We start from the raw sequence: 16,296 nt of genomic DNA on the forward strand, positions 1-16,296 counted from the left end.
ATCGCTAGCACCTGAAGCCAGGGGCGTATCAATGGCACACTATCGCCTCTTGATGCAACGAACCCCGGATCCGACCCATGTTCTCCTGCAAGGCCCAGTGGCTCCTGATTGCCGTGATCGTCGTGCTCGGCACGATGCAGATGCTCTCCGCCTGTGGTCAGAAGGGCGATCTCTATCTGCCCGATGACGACGAAACCGAGGAGCGGCGCTGAATGGACTACTTCGATTACCACCGCGGCACCCTGTTCTGCGAAGGCGTAGCAATGGACCGCCTTGCAGAGCTGGTCGGCACCCCCGCGTACGTGTATTCCCGCGCCACGCTGGAGCGCCACTTCCGCGCGTTCAGCGAGGCCCTCATCGGCACCCCGCACCAGGTCTGCTTCGCCGTGAAGGCGAACTCCGCGCTGGGCGTACTGAATGTGCTGGCGCGCATGGGCGCCGGTTTCGACATCGTCTCCGGCGGCGAACTGGAGCGCGTGCTGCGCGCCGGGGGCGATCCGGCGAAGGTCGTGTTCTCCGGGGTCGGCAAGACCGCCGCCGAGATGCGCCGGGCCCTGGAGGTCGGCATCCACTGTTTCAATGTCGAATCCGCCCCGGAGCTGGACCGGCTGGAGGCCGTCGCCATGGAGATGGGTGTCCTGGCCCCGGTGTCGATCCGGGTAAATCCGGACGTCGACGCCGAGACCCATCCCTATATCGCCACCGGGCTGCGCGAGAACAAGTTCGGCGTCGCCATCGAGGAGGCACCGGCGCTGTATGCCCGGGTGCGCGACAGCCAGCACCTGGAAGCAACCGGCGTCGACTTCCACATCGGCTCGCAGCTGACCCGCATCGACCCATTCACCGACGCGCTCAAGCGCGTACTGGCACTGGTCGACGAACTGGCCGCAGACGGCGTCGAGCTGGAACATATCGATGTCGGCGGCGGGCTGGGCGTGCGCTACCGCGACGAGACCCCACCGGAACCGGATGCCTGGGCCAGCGCCCTGCGCGAGGTCCTGGGCGATCGCCCGCTGAAGGTCCTGCTGGAACCGGGGCGCGCAATCGCCGCGAATGCCGGCGTGTTCCTGACCCGGGTGGAATACCTGAAACACACCGAGGCCCATGACTTCGCGATCGTCGACGGCGCGATGAACGACCTGCTGCGCCCGGCCCTGTACGGCGCCTGGCAGGAAATCGTCCCGGTGGTACCGCGCAGCGACACCGAGACCCGCACCTACGACATCGTCGGCCCGGTCTGCGAGACCGGCGACTTCCTCGGCCGCGAACGCGAGCTTGCGCTGGCCGCCGGCGACCTGCTCGCGGTGCGCTCGGCCGGCGCCTACGGCTACGTGATGTCCGGCAACTACAACTCGCGCCCGCGCCCGCCGGAGGTAATGGTCGACGGCGACCACTTCCAGATCATCAACCGCCGCGAGCAGGTCGATCACCTGATGATGCGCGAAAGCATGCTGCCCCGGGATCCGGAGGACCAGGACCCGTCAGGGAGCGTCGAGCCGTGATCCCGCGGCGCCCGGAGCCGGAGTTGATGCTGGAGCCGGAGCAGGCCCGTGCCTATGCCGAGGCCGACTTCGCCGCCCCGCACGAGGGTTTCGTCGACGCCTTCGCCGAGGCCTTTCCCGGGCCCGTGACCGGGCCGGTGCTGGACCTGGGCTGCGGCCCGGGCGATGTCTCGCTGCGCTTCGCCACGCGCTACCCCGACTGCGAGGTCGACGGCCTCGACGGCGCCCCGGCAATGCTGGCGGCCGGCGACGCGCTGATGGCCGGGCACCCAGCCGCGGACCGGGTGCATCTGGCCGAAGGCTGCCTGCCAGAGGCGCGCGGACCGCGCGCGCCATATGCCACGATCATCAGCAACTCCCTGCTGCATCACCTGCATGACCCGGCCGCTCTGTGGCAAACCATTGCGCGTGACGGCGCGCCCGGCGCGGCGGTGTTCATCATGGACCTGCGACGGCCGGATACGACCGAGACGGTCCGGGCCCTGGTCGCGGAGTACGCCGCCGACGCGCCGCCGGTGCTGCGCCACGACTTCGAGCACTCCCTGCATGCCGCCTTCACGCCCGACGAGGTACGCGAACAGCTGGCAGCGGCCGGGATCGAGGGCTTCACGGTGACCATCACCTCGGATCGCCACATGACCATTGTCGGCCACCTGCCGGAGACCGCCTGATGCGCCTGGACTTCACCAAGATGCACGGCCTGGGCAATGACTTCGTGGTCATCGACGGCATACGTCAGAACGTGCGGCTCGACGAGCCAACGCTGCGTCACCTGGCCGATCGCCACTTCGGCATCGGCTGCGATCAGATCCTGCTGGTGGAGCCACCGGGCGATCCGGCGCAGGCGCTGTTCCGCTACCGCATCTTCAATGCCGATGGCTCCGAGGTGGAGCAGTGCGGCAACGGCGCGCGCTGCTTCGCCCGCTTCGTCCGCGAGCAGGGCCTGACCGAGGCCCGCGAGATCCCGGTCGAGACCCTCGGCGGGCGCATCGTGCTGCATGTCGAGGACGACGAGCAGGTGCGCGTGGATATGGGGCGGCCGGAGTTCGCACCGGCGCGCATCCCGCTGCTCGCCGAGGCCGAGGCCGATGCCTACACGCTGGATGTGCAGGGCCACTCGATCACCCTGGGCGCGGTCTCCATGGGCAACCCGCATGCGGTGATCCTGGTCGACGACGTGGCCAGCGCACCGGTCCACGAGATCGGCCCGATCATCGAACGCCACGCAAGCTTCCCGCGCCGCGTCAATGTCGGGTTCGCCGCACTGCGCGACCGCGGACATGTCGACCTGCGGGTGTTCGAACGCGGGGTCGGCGAGACACTCGCCTGTGGCAGCGGCGCGGCCGCCGCGATGGCCGTATTGCGACGCCGCGGACTGGTCGACGACAACCTCGAAGTGACCCTGCCGGGCGGGACCCTTGTGCTAAGCTGGACCGGACAGGCCGAGGCTCCGGTTTGGCTGACCGGGCCGGCCACCACGGTATTCAACGGCTGGATCGATCTATGACTGGGCAGCAATCCTCCAACGCCTCTGCGGCAAAAACCAAGACCCCCAAGACCCGGGCTCCGGAAGACCGCACGATCAGCGCGGCCGACGTCGAGGCCTACCTGCGCGAGCATCCCGACTTCTTCCAGGACCACCTGCCGCTGCTGGACATACTGCGCCTGCCGCACCCGACCGGTGGCGCGGTGTCCCTGCTGGAACGCCAGGTCGCCCTGCTGCGCGAGAAGCACCGCGCCATGGAACAGCACATGGGCGAGCTGGTCGAGCGTGCCCGCGACAACGAGCGCATGGGCCAGCACCTGCACGAACTGGCCAAGACCCTGATGCGCGCCGAGAACCTGGACGCCGTGCTGGCGCTGACCCAGGACGCCCTGCGCAACGAGCTGGGCGCGGAACGCGTCAGCATCCGCCTGGCCCACCGCGAGGTCGACGACCTGCATGCGCTGACCACCAGCGAGCTGGCCACCTTCGACCCGCTGTTCAGCCGCGGCAAGGCCCAATGCGGTCGCGTCCCGGCCGAGATGCTGGACGTGCTGTTCGATGACGCCGAGGAGATCGGTTCGGCCATCCTGATGCCGTTGGGCAATGAATCCGACCATATCGGGGTACTTGGCCTGGCCAGCGAATCCGCGGACCGCTTCGAGCCCGACATGGGCACGTACTTCGTCACCCACATCGGCGACCTGCTGGCCGAATCGATCCGCTGCCATGTCGAGCGGGCCCACGCCGCTGCCTGACGCACCCGAGCAGGATGCGGATATCGCGGCCTTTCTGGCCCATTTGAGCGATATTCGCGGCCATTCGCCGCATACCGTACAGGCCTATCGGCGCGACCTGGCCCGCCTGCGCGGGCTGCATAACGGCCCCTGGGATGCCCTCAAGGCAGCCGACATGCGGCGCATCGCCGGACAGCTGGCCCGCCAGGGCCGCCACCCGCGCTCGATCCAGCGCTTCCTGTCCGCCGTGCGCGGCTTCTTCGCCTATCAGGTCGAACAGCGGCGCATGCCGGCCAATCCGGCCGCCGGCATGCGCGGCCCGCGTGCCGGGCGCCCCCTGCCGCGCGATCTCGATGTCGACCAGACCCAGCGGGCGCTGACCCCGGCGGAGGGCATCGAACCCAACCTGGCGGCACGCGACCAGGCGATGCTGGAGCTGCTGTATTCGTCCGGGCTGCGCCTGTCGGAACTGACCGGACTGGATCTGACCGACCTTGACCTGGATTCCGGGCTGGTGCGCGTGCTCGGCAAGGGCCGGCGCGAGCGCAGCGTCCCGGTGGGGCGTGTGGCACGCGATGCGCTGCGCACTTGGCTGAAATGCCGGGGCGACTGGGCCACAGCGGACGAGCGCGCCGTGTTCGTCAGCCGCCGAGGCCAGCGCCTCGGCAACCGCGCGGTGCAACGCCGGGTCGCCGAGGCCGGCCGTCGCGCCGGGCTGGATGTGCGCCTGCACCCGCACCGTCTGCGCCATGCCTTCGCCAGTCACCTGCTGGAGTCGAGTGGCGATCTGCGGGCGATCCAGGAACTTCTCGGCCACGCCAACCTTGAAACCACCCAGATCTATACCCATCTCGACTATCAGCACCTGGCACAGGTGTATGATGCCGCCCATCCGCGGGCCCGCCGGAGAGACTGATTCGGCGAGGATCCCACCCACCAGGTGAACGATCCCGGGCCGCCGCAACCCAACACCGTGCCCCATGACACTCAGCCGTAACAGGAGAGATCCGTGGAACAGTTTCGCGGCACCACCATCGTATGCGTCCGCAAGGGCGGCGCCGTCACCCTCGGGGGCGACGGCCAGGTTTCCCTTGGCAACACCGTGATGAAGGGCAACGCGCGCAAGGTGCGCCGCGTCTACCATGATCGCATCCTCGCCGGTTTTGCCGGCGGCACCGCCGATGCCTTCACCCTGTTCGAACGCTTCGAAGGGATGCTGGAGAAACACTCCGGCAACATTACCCGCGCCGCCGTCGAGCTGGCCAAGGACTGGCGTACCGACCGCGCCCTGCGCAAGCTGGAGGCATTGCTGGCGGTCTCCGACCGCGAGAACTCCTTCGTGATCTCCGGCAATGGCGACGTGATCGAGCCCGAGCATGCACTGATCGCAATCGGGTCCGGCGGCCCCTACGCCCAGGCCTCCGCCCAGGCCCTGCTGCAGAACACGGATCTGCCAGCCCGCGATATCGTGGAGAAGTCCCTGAACATCGCTGCCGATATCTGCGTGTACACCAATCACAACATCACCCTGGAGAGCCTGGACGCGGAGTAACGCGACCCGGCGCCAAGCGATTCGACCAAGGCCCATTTGCCATGACCGACATGACCCCCCGCGAGATCGTCCAGGAACTGGACCGCTACATCATCGGCCAGGACGACGCCAAGCGCTCCGTCGCCGTTGCCCTGCGCAACCGCTGGCGCCGCCGCCAGCTGCCGCCGGAGCTGCAACCGGAGGTCACACCCAAGAACATCCTGATGATCGGCCCGACCGGTGTGGGCAAGACCGAGATCGCCCGGCGTCTGGCGAAACTGGCCCACGCCCCGTTCATCAAGATCGAGGCGACCAAGTTCACCGAAGTCGGTTATGTCGGGCGCGATGTCGAGTCGATCATCCGCGATCTTGCCGAGGCCGCGGTGAAGCAGCTGCGCGACGAGGCGATCAAGGAAAACCGCCTGAAGGCCGAGGACGCCGCCGAGGAGCGCATCCTGGATGCCCTGCTGCCAAGCCCGCGCAATGCCGGCTTCACCGAGTCCGAGCCGGACCACGCCAACAGCGAGACCCGCCAGAAGCTGCGCAAGCGCCTGCGCGAGGGGGACATGGACGAACGCGAGATCGACATCGAGGTCTCGCAGAACCCGCAGGGCGTGGAGATCATGACGCCCCCGGGCATGGAAGAGATGGCCAGCCAGCTGCAGTCGATGTTCCAGAATCTCGGCGGGCAGAAGACCCGCTCGCGGCGGCTGAAGATCGCCGAGGCGCGCAAGCTGCTGATCGAGGAAGAGGCCGCGCGCCTGGTCAATGAAGAAGAACTGAAGCTGAAGGCGATCGAACGCGTGGAACAAAGCGGCATCGTGTTCCTCGACGAGATCGACAAGGTCGCCAAGGGCAGCGAGAAGACCGGTGGTGGCGAGGTCTCCCGCGAGGGCGTGCAGCGCGACCTGCTGCCGCTGATCGAGGGCACCACCGTCTCCACCAAGCTGGGCATGGTGCGCACCGACCACATCCTGTTCATCGCCTCCGGCGCCTTCCACCTGTCCAAGCCGTCCGACCTGGTGCCGGAGCTGCAGGGCCGGCTGCCCATCCGTGTGGAGCTGGACGCCCTGTCGGCCGATGCCTTCGTGCGCATCCTGACCGAGCCCACCGCCTCGCTGACCGAGCAGTACACCGCGCTGATGAAGACCGAGGGCGTGGAGCTGCGCTTCGAGGAAGAGGGCGTGCGCCGTCTGGCCGAAATCGCCTTTGACGTGAACGCACGCACCGAGAATATCGGCGCCCGCCGTCTGCATACCGTGCTGGAGCGCCTTCTGCAGGACGTCGCCTACCGCGCCCCGGATGTCGAAGGCCCGGTGATCGTGGATCGCGCCTTCGTCGACGAACGCCTCGGCGACCTGGCGGAAGACGAGGACCTGTCCCGCTACATCCTCTGACGCGACCCGTCCAGCGGGCCGGCCATGCGCGGAGAGCTACCGCGCGGGAGGTTACTCGGGCGCCCCCCGGCGATAGGGATCGGGCCAGCCCGCGGGCGGTGGGTTGAAGCGCTTGTAGGCCCAGTTGTACTGCTCGGGACAGCGCCGGACCAGGGTCTCCACGTGGCGGTTGATCGCCGCGGCCGCCCGGGCAAAATCGCGATCGGCCACCTCCGGGCCGGCCACGACCTCGTGATAGCGATAGCCCCGGCCCCCGGGCAGACGCTCGGCAAACAGGAATACCACGTGATCCGCGCGCCCGCGCAGCAGGCGCGGGAGCAGGGTCATGGTCAGGGCCGGACGCCCGAAAAACGAGGCGTGCTGGCCCGAGGCGCCCTTGGGGCTCTGGTCCGGCAGGATGCCGATGATCTCGCCGCGGTCGCGGGCCTGTTGCAGGATGCGCAGGCCACTGCGATCGGCCGGGGCCAGCTCGGCCCCGGTGGAGGCACGGGCCTCGCGCACCCAGCGGTCCACCTCCGGGGTCTTGAACGGGCTGTACAGCGTGGCCATCGGCCCGTGGCAAGCGGCATGCAGTCCGGCGAATTCCCAGGAACCGAGATGCGGGGCGCACAGGAACAACGCCCGACCGGCGGAGCGCTCGCGCAGGCGCGCGTACTGCGGCGGCTGGACGGCCAGGGTCTCGAGGCTCTCCGGAGGCGACTGCCACAGCCAGGGGGACTCGGTCAGGGCCCGGCCCATCGCCATCAGGGAGCGCCGCCCCACCCGCCGCCGCCACGCCGGGTCCTTTTCCGGAAAGCACAGCGCCAGATTGATGTGGGTGATACGGGCCGCGCGGGTGGGCAGGTACCACACCAGCGCCCCGACCGCGCCGCCCAGGGCGTGGTTCACGCGCAGCGGGAGGCGCGCCAGCAGGCGCAGGCCCACCCCGATCAGGCGATCACGCAGATGCCGACGTCGGGCCATGTTCGGACACTGCGGATTCGGTGGTTGCGGACGCGCTCGGCGGTGGATCGCGCGGAGGAATGCCACCCTCGGTCATCAGGGGCTTGAGGGTGGTGCGCAGGTTGCGGAACAATCCGGGGTGCTGCGCCTCCTCCTGCGCCAGCAGCTGTTTCATATGCTCGCGCTGGGTGGGCATGGCGAAGCAGGCGGGGCAGTTGTCGAGGATCACCGGGAGCCCCGCGGCGTCGGCAAAGTCGCGGGTCTGGCGTTCACGCACGTAGACCAGCGGGCGAATGACCCGCAGGTCGCCGGCGTCGATCGCGTAGTGGGCCTTCATGGTGCGCAGCTGGCCGCCATGGAAGGCGCTCATCATGAAGCTCTCCGCGAGATCATCGAGGTGCTGGCCCAGCGCCAGTACGTTGTAGCCGTGTTCGCGCGCCGTGCGATACATCAGGCCGCGCTTCATGCGCGAGCAGAAGGAGCAGAACGAGTCGTTGTCCATGTGCGCATCGGCCAGCTCGGCGATGGGCTCGGACACGAAGTGATAGGGGATGCCGTAGCTGCCCAGGTAATCCATCAGCCGCTGCGGCTCGAATCCCTCGATCTCGGGGTTGATCGTGACCGCCCCCACCTCGAAGTGCACCGGGGCCCGCCGAGCGAGGTTGTGCAGCAGCCACAGCAGGGTCAGCGAATCCTTGCCACCGGACAGGCCCACCAGGATGCGGTCGCCCTCGCGGACCATGTCGAAGTCGGCGATGGCGCGCCCGGCGAGGCGGCGGATCGAGGCGGGAACGGCGGGTGTCTCCATGGGCCCGCAACATAGGCCGGCGGTCGGCTGCACGCAAGCCCAACCCGCAATGGTGGCGCAGGATTTCGGTGCACACCGCGCCTCCCGTGCACCAGAGATGAACACCCGTCGCTCTCGCACAGGGCAGGGGTTGCGACCTGGGGGCACCGGGGCGGCGAATGGCGGGCGTCTCGCCGTGGCACCCCGCTTGCATGAAGACGGAGAAACCTACGTCCACCCGGGGAACCCGATGCACGACCGCAAGAGCCTCAGCCTGGCCGCCGAACTTCGGCGAAACCTGCGCGCCGAATTCCCCGCGGTAGCACGGCTGTCGGTCAGCGACCCGGACTTCATGGAGGCCATCCTTGATTACGCTGCGCGCTCGCAGTCGAGCATGGTCGAAGCGGCGGCGCTGACCCTGCGCAGTCAGCTGGAGGGAACGGGATATCTGCGAACACCCGCACCCGCGAAGACGCAACCAGAAGACGGGGCGCAGGTAGAACACCGGCCTGCGCAGCGGCGTGTCTATCGCGGGCGGGTAATCGAGGACCCGGAGTAGGGCCGGATCGGCGGTTGCGGGAAGAGCCCGTAGGGTTTCGCCCACGCTGCGTTTTGGCGACACTCGGGGTTTTGCCCGGAGGGCTTCCATGGACGCGCTGTATCCCGAGATCGAGCCCCACGGTATGGGGCGCCTGCAGGTTGGCGACGGCCACGAGCTGTACTTCGAGGAATGCGGCAATCCGGAGGGGATACCCGTCGTGTTTCTGCATGGCGGGCCCGGCTCGGGTTGCGAAAGCTGGCACCGCCGCTTCTACGATCCGGAACGCTACCGCATCGTGTTGTTCGACCAGCGCGGCTGCGGACGCTCGACCCCGCACGCAAGCCTCGAGGCGAACACGACCTGGCACGCGGTCGCGGACATCGAGCGCCTGCGCGAGCACCTGGGAATCGAGCGCTGGGTGGTATTTGGCGGGTCCTGGGGCTCGACCCTCGGGCTGGCGTATGCCCAGAAACACCCGGAGCGGGTCCTGGGCCTGGTGCTACGGGGGATCTTCCTGTGCCGCCCGCAGGATATCCAATGGTTTTACCAGTCGGGCGCGGACCGGTTGTTTCCTGAGGCCTGGGCCGACTACGAGGCACAGATCCCGGATGGCGAGCGGGCGGACATGGTAGGTGCCTACTACCGGCGGCTGACCGCCAACGACCGTGCAGTGCGCGAGGCCGCGGCCCGCGCCTGGTCGAGCTGGGAAGGGCGCACCTCCTGTCTGATCCCGAACCACGACGTGATCGCGCACTTCGAGGCGCCGGATGTGGCCGTGAGCCTGGCCCGGCTGGAGTGCCACTACTTCGTTCACGAGACGTTCCTGGAACCCGACCAGCTGCTGCGCGATGCCGGCCGGCTGCAGGGGATTCCCGGCACCATTGTGCACGGCCGCTACGACGTGGTGTGTCCGGTGAATCAGGCGGTGGCCCTGCACCAGGCCTGGCCACAGGCGCAACTGGAGGTCGTACCGGACGCCGGCCACTCGGCGGCGGAGCCGGGCATCGTGCGCCGACTGGTCGCAGCCACGGACCGACTGGCAGGGGAACTGTCCGGGCACATCGAGCCCGGCACTGGACGGGGGCAGGCGTGATCGCACTGATCCAGCGCGCAAGCGCGGCGCGGGTCACCATCGACGGGGAGGACGTCGGGGCGATCGGGAGCGGCCTGGTGGCTCTGGTGGCCGTGGAGCCGAACGATACCGAGGCGAGCGCGGAACGGATGCTCGACCGGCTATTGGGCTACCGGGTATTCGCGGACTCGGCGGGCCGAATGAACCGGAGCCTGGGCGAGACCGGTGGCGGGCTGCTGCTGGTGCCCCAGTTCACCCTGGCAGCCGATACGCGCAAGGGGATGCGACCGAGCTTTTCCGGATCGGCGAGCCCCGAGCATGGCGCAGCGCTGTTCGATTGGCTGGTACGGCGGGCAGGCCAACGCCATGAACCCGTGGCCAGCGGGCGTTTCGGGGCGGACATGCAGGTCAGTCTGACCAACGACGGCCCGGTGACCTTCTGGCTGGAGGCCAGGGGCCAGTAAGGGACGATCTCGTGGACACCCACGATGAGGCTCAAGACGGGCGAAGCACAAAGGACACGGACAAAGGCCAGGGTGACGCACATGGCCTGACCCTCTATTTGGGACCGACCCACGGAACTGGCCGGGGCCGGATGCACCGCTACTTGCCGGTCATTTGATTGCCCGGCATTGCCACTGCCATGACGTGCACCTCAGTGGATGTCTGTCTGCCCCGTGTCCTCGGTGACGAACAAGCAGGTGTCGCGACCCCAAACGAAAAGACCCGGCGCGAGGCCGGGTCCTGGCGGGCGATGATCCGGGCGTGGATCAGGCCGCGCGGCGCAGGAACGGACGCTGGCCGGACTGGACCGCGCGACGGATGAAGTCGGCGCGGCCGGCCTCGCGCTGGTTCAGGTTGTCGGCGCATTTCGACGGCTCGTAGGCTGCGGCGGAGAGCATGACTTCCAGCTCGCACAGGTCGACCTTCGGCTCTGTCAGTTCGTCCGGGTTCGTGTTCAGCTTGCGGCCGACTTCCCAGAACATGCGGGGGTTCCACAGCTTGGTCTGGATTCGCGGGGACTGGAACAGGGTGACGCAGCGGTTGTTGAGCTCTTGCTGATCCATAAGGTGCTCCTGTGACAGGTTATTCAAGCGCACCAAAATCTAGCGAACCCGGGGCACGAATACAAGCGTCTCCTGATGGAATGAACGGTTGGGGCGCCGCACACTATTCCACGGTCACCGATTTGGCGAGGTTGCGCGGCTGATCCACATCGGTGCCCTTCAGCACGGCCGTATGGTAAGCCAGCAACTGAAGCGGGACCGTGAACAGAACCGGAGCCAGCCAGGGACTGAGGGCCTCGTTCTGCGGGAGACCGACCCAGGTGTCCTCGGGTTCCAGCGCGCGCGCGGCGTTGGATTCGCCAATGACGATCAGCTGCCCGCCCCGGGCCCGTACCTCCTGCAGGTTGCTGGAAAGTTTCTCCAGCTGGGCATCGTCCGGGGCGACGGCCACGACCGGCATCTCGGTATCCACGAGTGCCAACGGACCGTGTTTCAGCTCGCCGGAGGGGTAGGCCTCGGCGTGGATATAGGAGATTTCCTTCAGCTTCAGCGCGCCTTCCAGGGCAATCGGGAAATAGGCCCCACGCCCGAGAAACAGCGCATGCTGGCGCTCCAGAAGACCCTCGGCGATCCGCGCAATAGGCGTGTCGAGCGCGAGGATACGGGCCACCTGATCGGGGAGACTGCGCAGGGCCGCGACCGCATCGGCCCGCGCGGCGGCGGGCATACGGGCGGCGCTGGCGACCTGACCCAGCAGCAGGACCAGGATGGCCAGAGCCGCCAGTTGGGTGGTAAACGCCTTGGTGGATGCGACGCCGATCTCGGGTCCGGCATGGGTCATCAGGACCAGGTCGGCCGCCCGTGCCATCGTGCTCTCGGGCACGTTGCAGATCGCCAGCCGCGCCAGGAACGGCTCGTCCTGGGACTGACGTAGGACCGCCAGGGTATCGGCGGTCTCGCCGGACTGCGAGATCACCACCAGCAGGGTGCCCGGGGCGAGGACGTGGCGCCGGTAGCGATATTCACTGGCGACTTCGACTCGGGCCGGAAGACCCAGGTGCTCCTCGATCCAGTGGGCCGCGACCATGCCGGCGTGATAACTCGTTCCGCAGGCAACGATCTGCACGGCGGCGACATCGGCCAAGCGCTCGTCGCTGCCCGGTCCGAGGATGTTCTCGAGGATGCCGGCTTCGCCCAGGCGCCCCGACAGGGTTTCTTCCAGGGCGTGGGGTTGCTCGTAGATCTCCTTGAGCATGAAATGGCGGTACTCGCCCCGGTCCGCGATGCTCGCCTGGCAGCGACTCTCGCGGATACCGCGCTCAACCCGTTCTCCGGCGGCGTCGTGGATCTCGACTCCGTCGCGCGTGAGCCGGGCAATGTCTCCATCTTCCAGGTCGACGAAACGCTGGGTGACCGGAAGCAGCGCCTGCACGTCGGAAGCGGCGAAGGTCTCGCCAATGCCCAGGCCCAGCAGGACCGGGCTCCCGGAGCGGGCAACAATCAATTCGTCGGGGAAGTCCGCAAAGACCGCCGCGATCGCGTAGGCACCTTGAAGCTCGGCACAGGCGCTGCGCATCGCATCCAGCGGCGACGAACCCAGTGCCAGGGCCTGCTCGAGACGATGGGCGATCACCTCGCTGTCAGTCGCGGATACGCAGGGCCAGCCGGCGGCGTCGAGCCGGGAACGCAGGTCGCCGTGATTCTCGATGATGCCGTTGTGCACGATGGCCACGCGGCCGTCGCGCGAACGGTGGGGATGGGCATTCTCTTCGGTGGGAGCCCCGTGCGTCGCCCAGCGGGTGTGAGCGATGCCCACCGGCCCCTCCAGCCCAGCGGCGTCGATCCGTTGCTCCAGGGCCGCAACCTTGCCGATGGCACGCAGGTCCGAGAGGCCACAGTCGTTGACCACGGCCACGCCAGCGGAGTCATACCCCCGGTATTCCAGGCGATGCAGACCCTCGACCAGAACGGGGACCAGGTTTCGTTCGCCAATGCCTGCAACCAGACCGCACATCGATTACTTCTCCTTGTCGTTACCGCTCTTTTTCGGGCGCGGCCAGTCGCGAATCGTGCGGGCTCGGGCGCGAGTCAGCGCGAGAGCGCCCGCCTCGACGTCGTCGGACAGGGTTGACCCTGCGCCCACGGTCGCGTCGTCCCCGATGCGTATCGGAGCCACCAAGGCCGTATTGGAGCCGATAAAGGCGCGCTCGCCGATCTCGGTGCGATGCTTGTTGGCGCCGTCATAGTTGCACGTAATGGTGCCCGCGCCCAGATTGGCGCCAGCGCCAATCTGGGCGTCGCCGACGTAGGTCAGGTGGTTCGCCTTGGCCCCGGCACCCAGGGTGGAATTCTTGATCTCGACGAAGTTGCCGACGCGCGCCCCGGTCCCCAGTTCGGTGCCGGGCCGCAGGCGGGCGAACGGTCCAATCCGCGCATCGGCATGAACCCGCACCCCCTCGAGGACACTATGCGCCGCGATCTGCGTGCCGGAACCGATGTCGCAGTCCCGCAGCACGCAACCGGGTCCAATATAAACATCGTCCGAGAGCGTCACCGTGCCCTCGATCACGACGTTCACATCGATCTGGCAGTCGCGCCCGAAGGTGAGAACACCGCGCACATCCAGGCGCGCGGGGTCGGCAAGGCCCAGACCGTCGCGCATCAACCCTGCACCAAGCGCCGCCTGGTACAGCCGTTCCTGAACTGCCAGTTGCTCGCGGTCGTTCACCCCGAGGACTGCCGCGGAATCGCTGCTTTCCACCACCTCCACGGCACATCCGTCGGCGCGCGCTGCCGCCACGACATCGGTAAGGTACCACTCGCGTGGTCCGGTCACCCGTGGTTCACAGGCGGCCAGCCATCGGCGCAGCTCACCCGCGGGGGCGGCAAGGACACCCGTATTGATCAGGTCCACGGCACGTTCACGTGCACTGGCCTCCTTGTCCTCGACGATCCGCTCAAGTTGCCCCGACGAATCCAGAATCAAGCGCCCATAGCCGCTCGGGTCGACGACCCGGGCGGCCAGCACCGTGACACCATCGCCGTCCGCACAGGCCACCAGGTCGGGAATCGGAATGCGCGGCACATCGCCATAGGTCACCAGTACACGTGCCGCGTCCGGGATGGCTTCAAGGGCTCGAAACACCGCGTGGCCGGTCCCGCGAGGCTCCCCCTGGTCGACCCAGGTCAAGGCTTGCGGGGAGTCGGCGAACGCCGCCCGCACCCGCTCCTGCTCGTGACCTACCACCACGTGGCAGGCGGCGGCGTCCAGCGCCGCAACTCTTTCCAGGACATGGGCCAGCAGGGGACGGCCGGCAAGGGCTTGCAGGACTTTCGGACGGCGCGAACGCATGCGCGTCCCCTTGCCGGCTGCAAGTACCGCGATATGAAGGGGCTTGGATTCAGGCATGGGTACAATGATAAAGGGCCAACCGAGATGGTTGGCCCTTAGCGTAAGTCATCCGTCGCAGTTTGCCGGATTATTTCCGGCGCAGCTTCTGGATCATCTGCAGGCGCGCCGCCGCCTCGACCAGCTCGGCCTGGGCCTTGGCGTAGTCGAAATCGGCCTTGGAGTTGGCCAGCGCCTCCTCCGCACGCTTCTTCGCCTCGATGGCCTCGGCCTCGTCAAGATCCTTCGCGCGCACCGCAGTGTCCGCCAGAACGGTCACATGGTACGGCTGCACCTCGAGGATGCCGCCGGACACGAACACCGGCTGCGGCTCCGCGCCTTCCTTTTCCAGGATGCGCAGTTCACCCGGATTCAGCCGGGCGAGCATCTGCGTATGCCCGGCATACACGCCGACCTCGCCCCCTTCGGCGGGTGCGGCGATCATCAGGGCCGTACCGGAGTAGATCGACTCCTCCGCACTGACCACATCCACATGCATATTCATGGGCATAACGCCTTGCTCCTTAGCCGAGCTTCTCGGCCTTCTCGACAGCTTCTTCGATCGTGCCGACCATGTAGAAGGCCTGCTCCGGCAGATGATCGTACTCGCCGTCCACGATGGCCTTGAACGCCCGGATGGTGTCCTTCAGGGAGACGTACTTACCCGGGGCTCCGGTGAAGACTTCCGCAACGAAGAACGGCTGCGACAGGTAGCGCTGGATCTTTCGCGCACGGGCCACAGCCAGCTTGTCATCTTCAGACAACTCGTCCATGCCGAGGATCGCGATGATGTCCTTCAGCTCCTTGTAGCGCTGCAGGGTACCCTGCACGGCGCGCGCGGTGTCGTAGTGTTCCTGTCCGATGATCTGCGGGTCCAGCTGACGCGAGGTCGAGTCCAGCGGGTCCACTGCCGGGTAGATGCCCAGCTCGGCGATCTGGCGCGACAGCACGACCGTGGCATCCAGGTGCGCGAAGGTGGTGGCGGGGGACGGGTCGGTCAAGTCATCCGCCGGCACGTAGACGGCCTGGATGGAAGTGATCGAGCCTTTCTTGGTCGAGGTGATTCGCTCCTGCAGCACACCCATCTCTTCCGCCAGGGTCGGCTGGTAGCCCACCGCGGAGGGCATACGACCCAGCAGCGCCGAGACCTCGGTACCGGCCAGGGTGTAACGGTAGATGTTGTCAATGAACATCAGCACGTCACGGCCTTCGTCACGGAAGAACTCGGCCATGGTCAGACCGGTCAGCGCTACGCGCAGACGGTTACCCGGCGGCTCGTTCATCTGGCCATAGACCAGGGCCACCTTGTCGAGGACGTTGGAGTCCTTCATCTCGTGGTAGAAGTCGTTGCCCTCACGAGTACGCTCCCCGACACCCGCAAACACCGAATAACCGGAGTGCTCGATCGCGATATTACGGATCAGCTCCATCATGTTAACGGTCTTGCCCACGCCGGCCCCACCAAACAGGCCGACCTTGCCGCCCTTCGCGAAGGGGCACAGCAGGTCAATGACCTTGATGCCAGTTTCCAGCAGCTCGGTCGAGCCCGCCTGCTCGTCAAAGGTCGGGGCGGCGCGGTGGATCGACCAGGTCTCCTGGGCCTCCACATCACCGGCGTTGTCCACCGGACGACCGAGGACATCCATCACCCGACCCAGGGTCCCCTTGCCGACCGGCACGGAGATCGGCTTGCCCGTGGCGGTAACCGCGGTCTGACGCTTCACGCCCTCGGTCGTGCCCATGGCAATGGTACGTACCACGCCGTCGCCCAACTGCTGCTGGACTTCCAGGGTCAGACCGTTTTCCAGGGTCAGCGCGTCGTAGATCTTGGGCACTTCGCCGTGGGGGAATTCCACGTCCACGACGGCGCCGATGATTTCGACAATCTTTCCAGAACTCATTTGTTCAT

Annotated in this window: 18 protein-coding genes; 11 read left to right on the forward strand and 7 right to left on the reverse strand. The window is 67.3% G+C overall.

The window, feature by feature from the left end; all coding sequences use genetic code 11:
• The first annotated feature begins 77 nt into the window (after window positions 1-77).
• The 8 genes from lptM (at window position 78) to hslU (ending at window position 6,650) form a co-directional block, all read left to right on the forward strand.
• The gene (gene lptM, locus B0684_RS07645; protein ID WP_018144932.1) at window positions 78-212 is read left to right on the forward strand and encodes an LPS translocon maturation chaperone LptM; all 135 of its coding nucleotides are present in this window, start codon (window positions 78-80) and stop codon (window positions 210-212) included.
• Entirely contained in the window at window positions 213-1,502 is a 1,290-nt protein-coding gene (gene lysA / locus B0684_RS07650) for a diaminopimelate decarboxylase (RefSeq protein WP_018168777.1), read from the forward strand. It begins immediately after the preceding gene.
• Window positions 1,499-2,173, forward strand: coding sequence for a class I SAM-dependent methyltransferase (locus B0684_RS07655; protein WP_018168778.1), 675 nt, complete (start codon window positions 1,499-1,501; stop codon window positions 2,171-2,173). The genes lysA and B0684_RS07655 overlap by 4 nt, the downstream gene beginning before the upstream one ends.
• The gene (gene dapF / locus B0684_RS07660; protein WP_018175914.1) at window positions 2,173-3,009 is read left to right on the forward strand and encodes a diaminopimelate epimerase; all 837 of its coding nucleotides are present in this window, start codon (window positions 2,173-2,175) and stop codon (window positions 3,007-3,009) included. Before B0684_RS07655 ends, dapF begins: the two co-directional genes overlap by 1 nt.
• The gene (locus B0684_RS07665) at window positions 3,006-3,743 is read left to right on the forward strand and encodes a DUF484 family protein (RefSeq protein WP_018144936.1); all 738 of its coding nucleotides are present in this window, start codon (window positions 3,006-3,008) and stop codon (window positions 3,741-3,743) included. Before dapF ends, B0684_RS07665 begins: the two co-directional genes overlap by 4 nt.
• Window positions 3,715-4,638, forward strand: a complete 924-nt coding sequence (gene xerC, locus B0684_RS07670) for a tyrosine recombinase XerC (protein ID WP_018168780.1) — start codon at window positions 3,715-3,717, stop codon at window positions 4,636-4,638. Before B0684_RS07665 ends, xerC begins: the two co-directional genes overlap by 29 nt.
• A gap of 93 nt (window positions 4,639-4,731) precedes the next feature.
• Window positions 4,732-5,274, forward strand: coding sequence for an ATP-dependent protease subunit HslV (gene hslV / locus B0684_RS07675; protein WP_018168781.1), 543 nt, complete (start codon window positions 4,732-4,734; stop codon window positions 5,272-5,274).
• Between the two features lie 41 nt (window positions 5,275-5,315).
• On the forward strand, window positions 5,316-6,650 hold the full coding sequence (gene hslU / locus B0684_RS07680; RefSeq protein WP_018168782.1) for an ATP-dependent protease ATPase subunit HslU: 1,335 nt from the start codon (window positions 5,316-5,318) through the stop codon (window positions 6,648-6,650).
• Between the two features lie 51 nt (window positions 6,651-6,701).
• On the opposite strand, the gene B0684_RS07685 is transcribed toward hslU, so the two are convergent.
• A complete protein-coding gene (locus tag B0684_RS07685) occupies window positions 6,702-7,613 on the reverse strand; it encodes a lysophospholipid acyltransferase family protein (protein ID WP_018175916.1) in 912 nt (303 codons plus the stop codon).
• On the reverse strand, window positions 7,588-8,400 hold the full coding sequence (locus B0684_RS07690; RefSeq protein ID WP_018175917.1) for a tRNA 2-thiocytidine(32) synthetase TtcA: 813 nt from the start codon (window positions 8,398-8,400) through the stop codon (window positions 7,588-7,590). Before B0684_RS07690 ends, B0684_RS07685 begins: the two co-directional genes overlap by 26 nt.
• A gap of 229 nt (window positions 8,401-8,629) precedes the next feature.
• On the opposite strand from B0684_RS07690, the gene B0684_RS07695 reads away from it, so the two are divergent.
• The 3 genes from B0684_RS07695 to dtd all read left to right on the forward strand — a co-directional run bounded on the left by B0684_RS07695 (window position 8,630) and on the right by dtd (window position 10,456).
• On the forward strand, window positions 8,630-8,938 hold the full coding sequence (locus B0684_RS07695; protein WP_018175918.1) for a hypothetical protein: 309 nt from the start codon (window positions 8,630-8,632) through the stop codon (window positions 8,936-8,938).
• A gap of 88 nt (window positions 8,939-9,026) precedes the next feature.
• Complete coding sequence (gene pip, locus B0684_RS07700) at window positions 9,027-10,013, forward strand: prolyl aminopeptidase (protein WP_018175919.1); 987 nt, start codon at window positions 9,027-9,029, stop codon at window positions 10,011-10,013.
• Window positions 10,010-10,456, forward strand: a complete 447-nt coding sequence (gene dtd / locus B0684_RS07705; RefSeq protein ID WP_018144944.1) for a D-aminoacyl-tRNA deacylase — start codon at window positions 10,010-10,012, stop codon at window positions 10,454-10,456. The genes pip and dtd overlap by 4 nt, the downstream gene beginning before the upstream one ends.
• A gap of 306 nt (window positions 10,457-10,762) precedes the next feature.
• Here dtd and B0684_RS07710 read toward each other — a convergent pair whose 3' ends face one another.
• The 5 genes from B0684_RS07710 to atpD all read right to left on the reverse strand — a co-directional run bounded on the left by B0684_RS07710 (window position 10,763) and on the right by atpD (window position 16,288).
• Window positions 10,763-11,059, reverse strand: a complete 297-nt coding sequence (locus B0684_RS07710; protein ID WP_018144945.1) for a hypothetical protein — start codon at window positions 11,057-11,059, stop codon at window positions 10,763-10,765.
• 103 nt (window positions 11,060-11,162) lie between these two features.
• On the reverse strand, window positions 11,163-13,013 hold the full coding sequence (gene glmS, locus B0684_RS07715) for a glutamine--fructose-6-phosphate transaminase (isomerizing) (protein ID WP_018168787.1): 1,851 nt from the start codon (window positions 13,011-13,013) through the stop codon (window positions 11,163-11,165).
• 3 nt (window positions 13,014-13,016) lie between these two features.
• On the reverse strand, window positions 13,017-14,351 hold the full coding sequence (glmU, locus tag B0684_RS07720; protein ID WP_018175920.1) for a bifunctional UDP-N-acetylglucosamine diphosphorylase/glucosamine-1-phosphate N-acetyltransferase GlmU: 1,335 nt from the start codon (window positions 14,349-14,351) through the stop codon (window positions 13,017-13,019).
• Between the two features lie 127 nt (window positions 14,352-14,478).
• Window positions 14,479-14,898: a F0F1 ATP synthase subunit epsilon gene (locus B0684_RS07725; protein WP_018144948.1), complete on the reverse strand. Its 420-nt coding sequence runs from the start codon at window positions 14,896-14,898 to the stop codon at window positions 14,479-14,481.
• A 13-nt stretch (window positions 14,899-14,911) separates the two neighbouring features.
• The gene (atpD, locus tag B0684_RS07730) at window positions 14,912-16,288 is read right to left on the reverse strand and encodes a F0F1 ATP synthase subunit beta (protein ID WP_018144949.1); all 1,377 of its coding nucleotides are present in this window, start codon (window positions 16,286-16,288) and stop codon (window positions 14,912-14,914) included.
• Window positions 16,289-16,296 lie beyond the last annotated feature (8 nt).

The sequence above is a fragment of the Thioalkalivibrio versutus genome (genome assembly GCF_001999325.1).
Taxonomy (GTDB): Bacteria; Pseudomonadota; Gammaproteobacteria; order Ectothiorhodospirales; family Ectothiorhodospiraceae; genus Thioalkalivibrio; species Thioalkalivibrio versutus.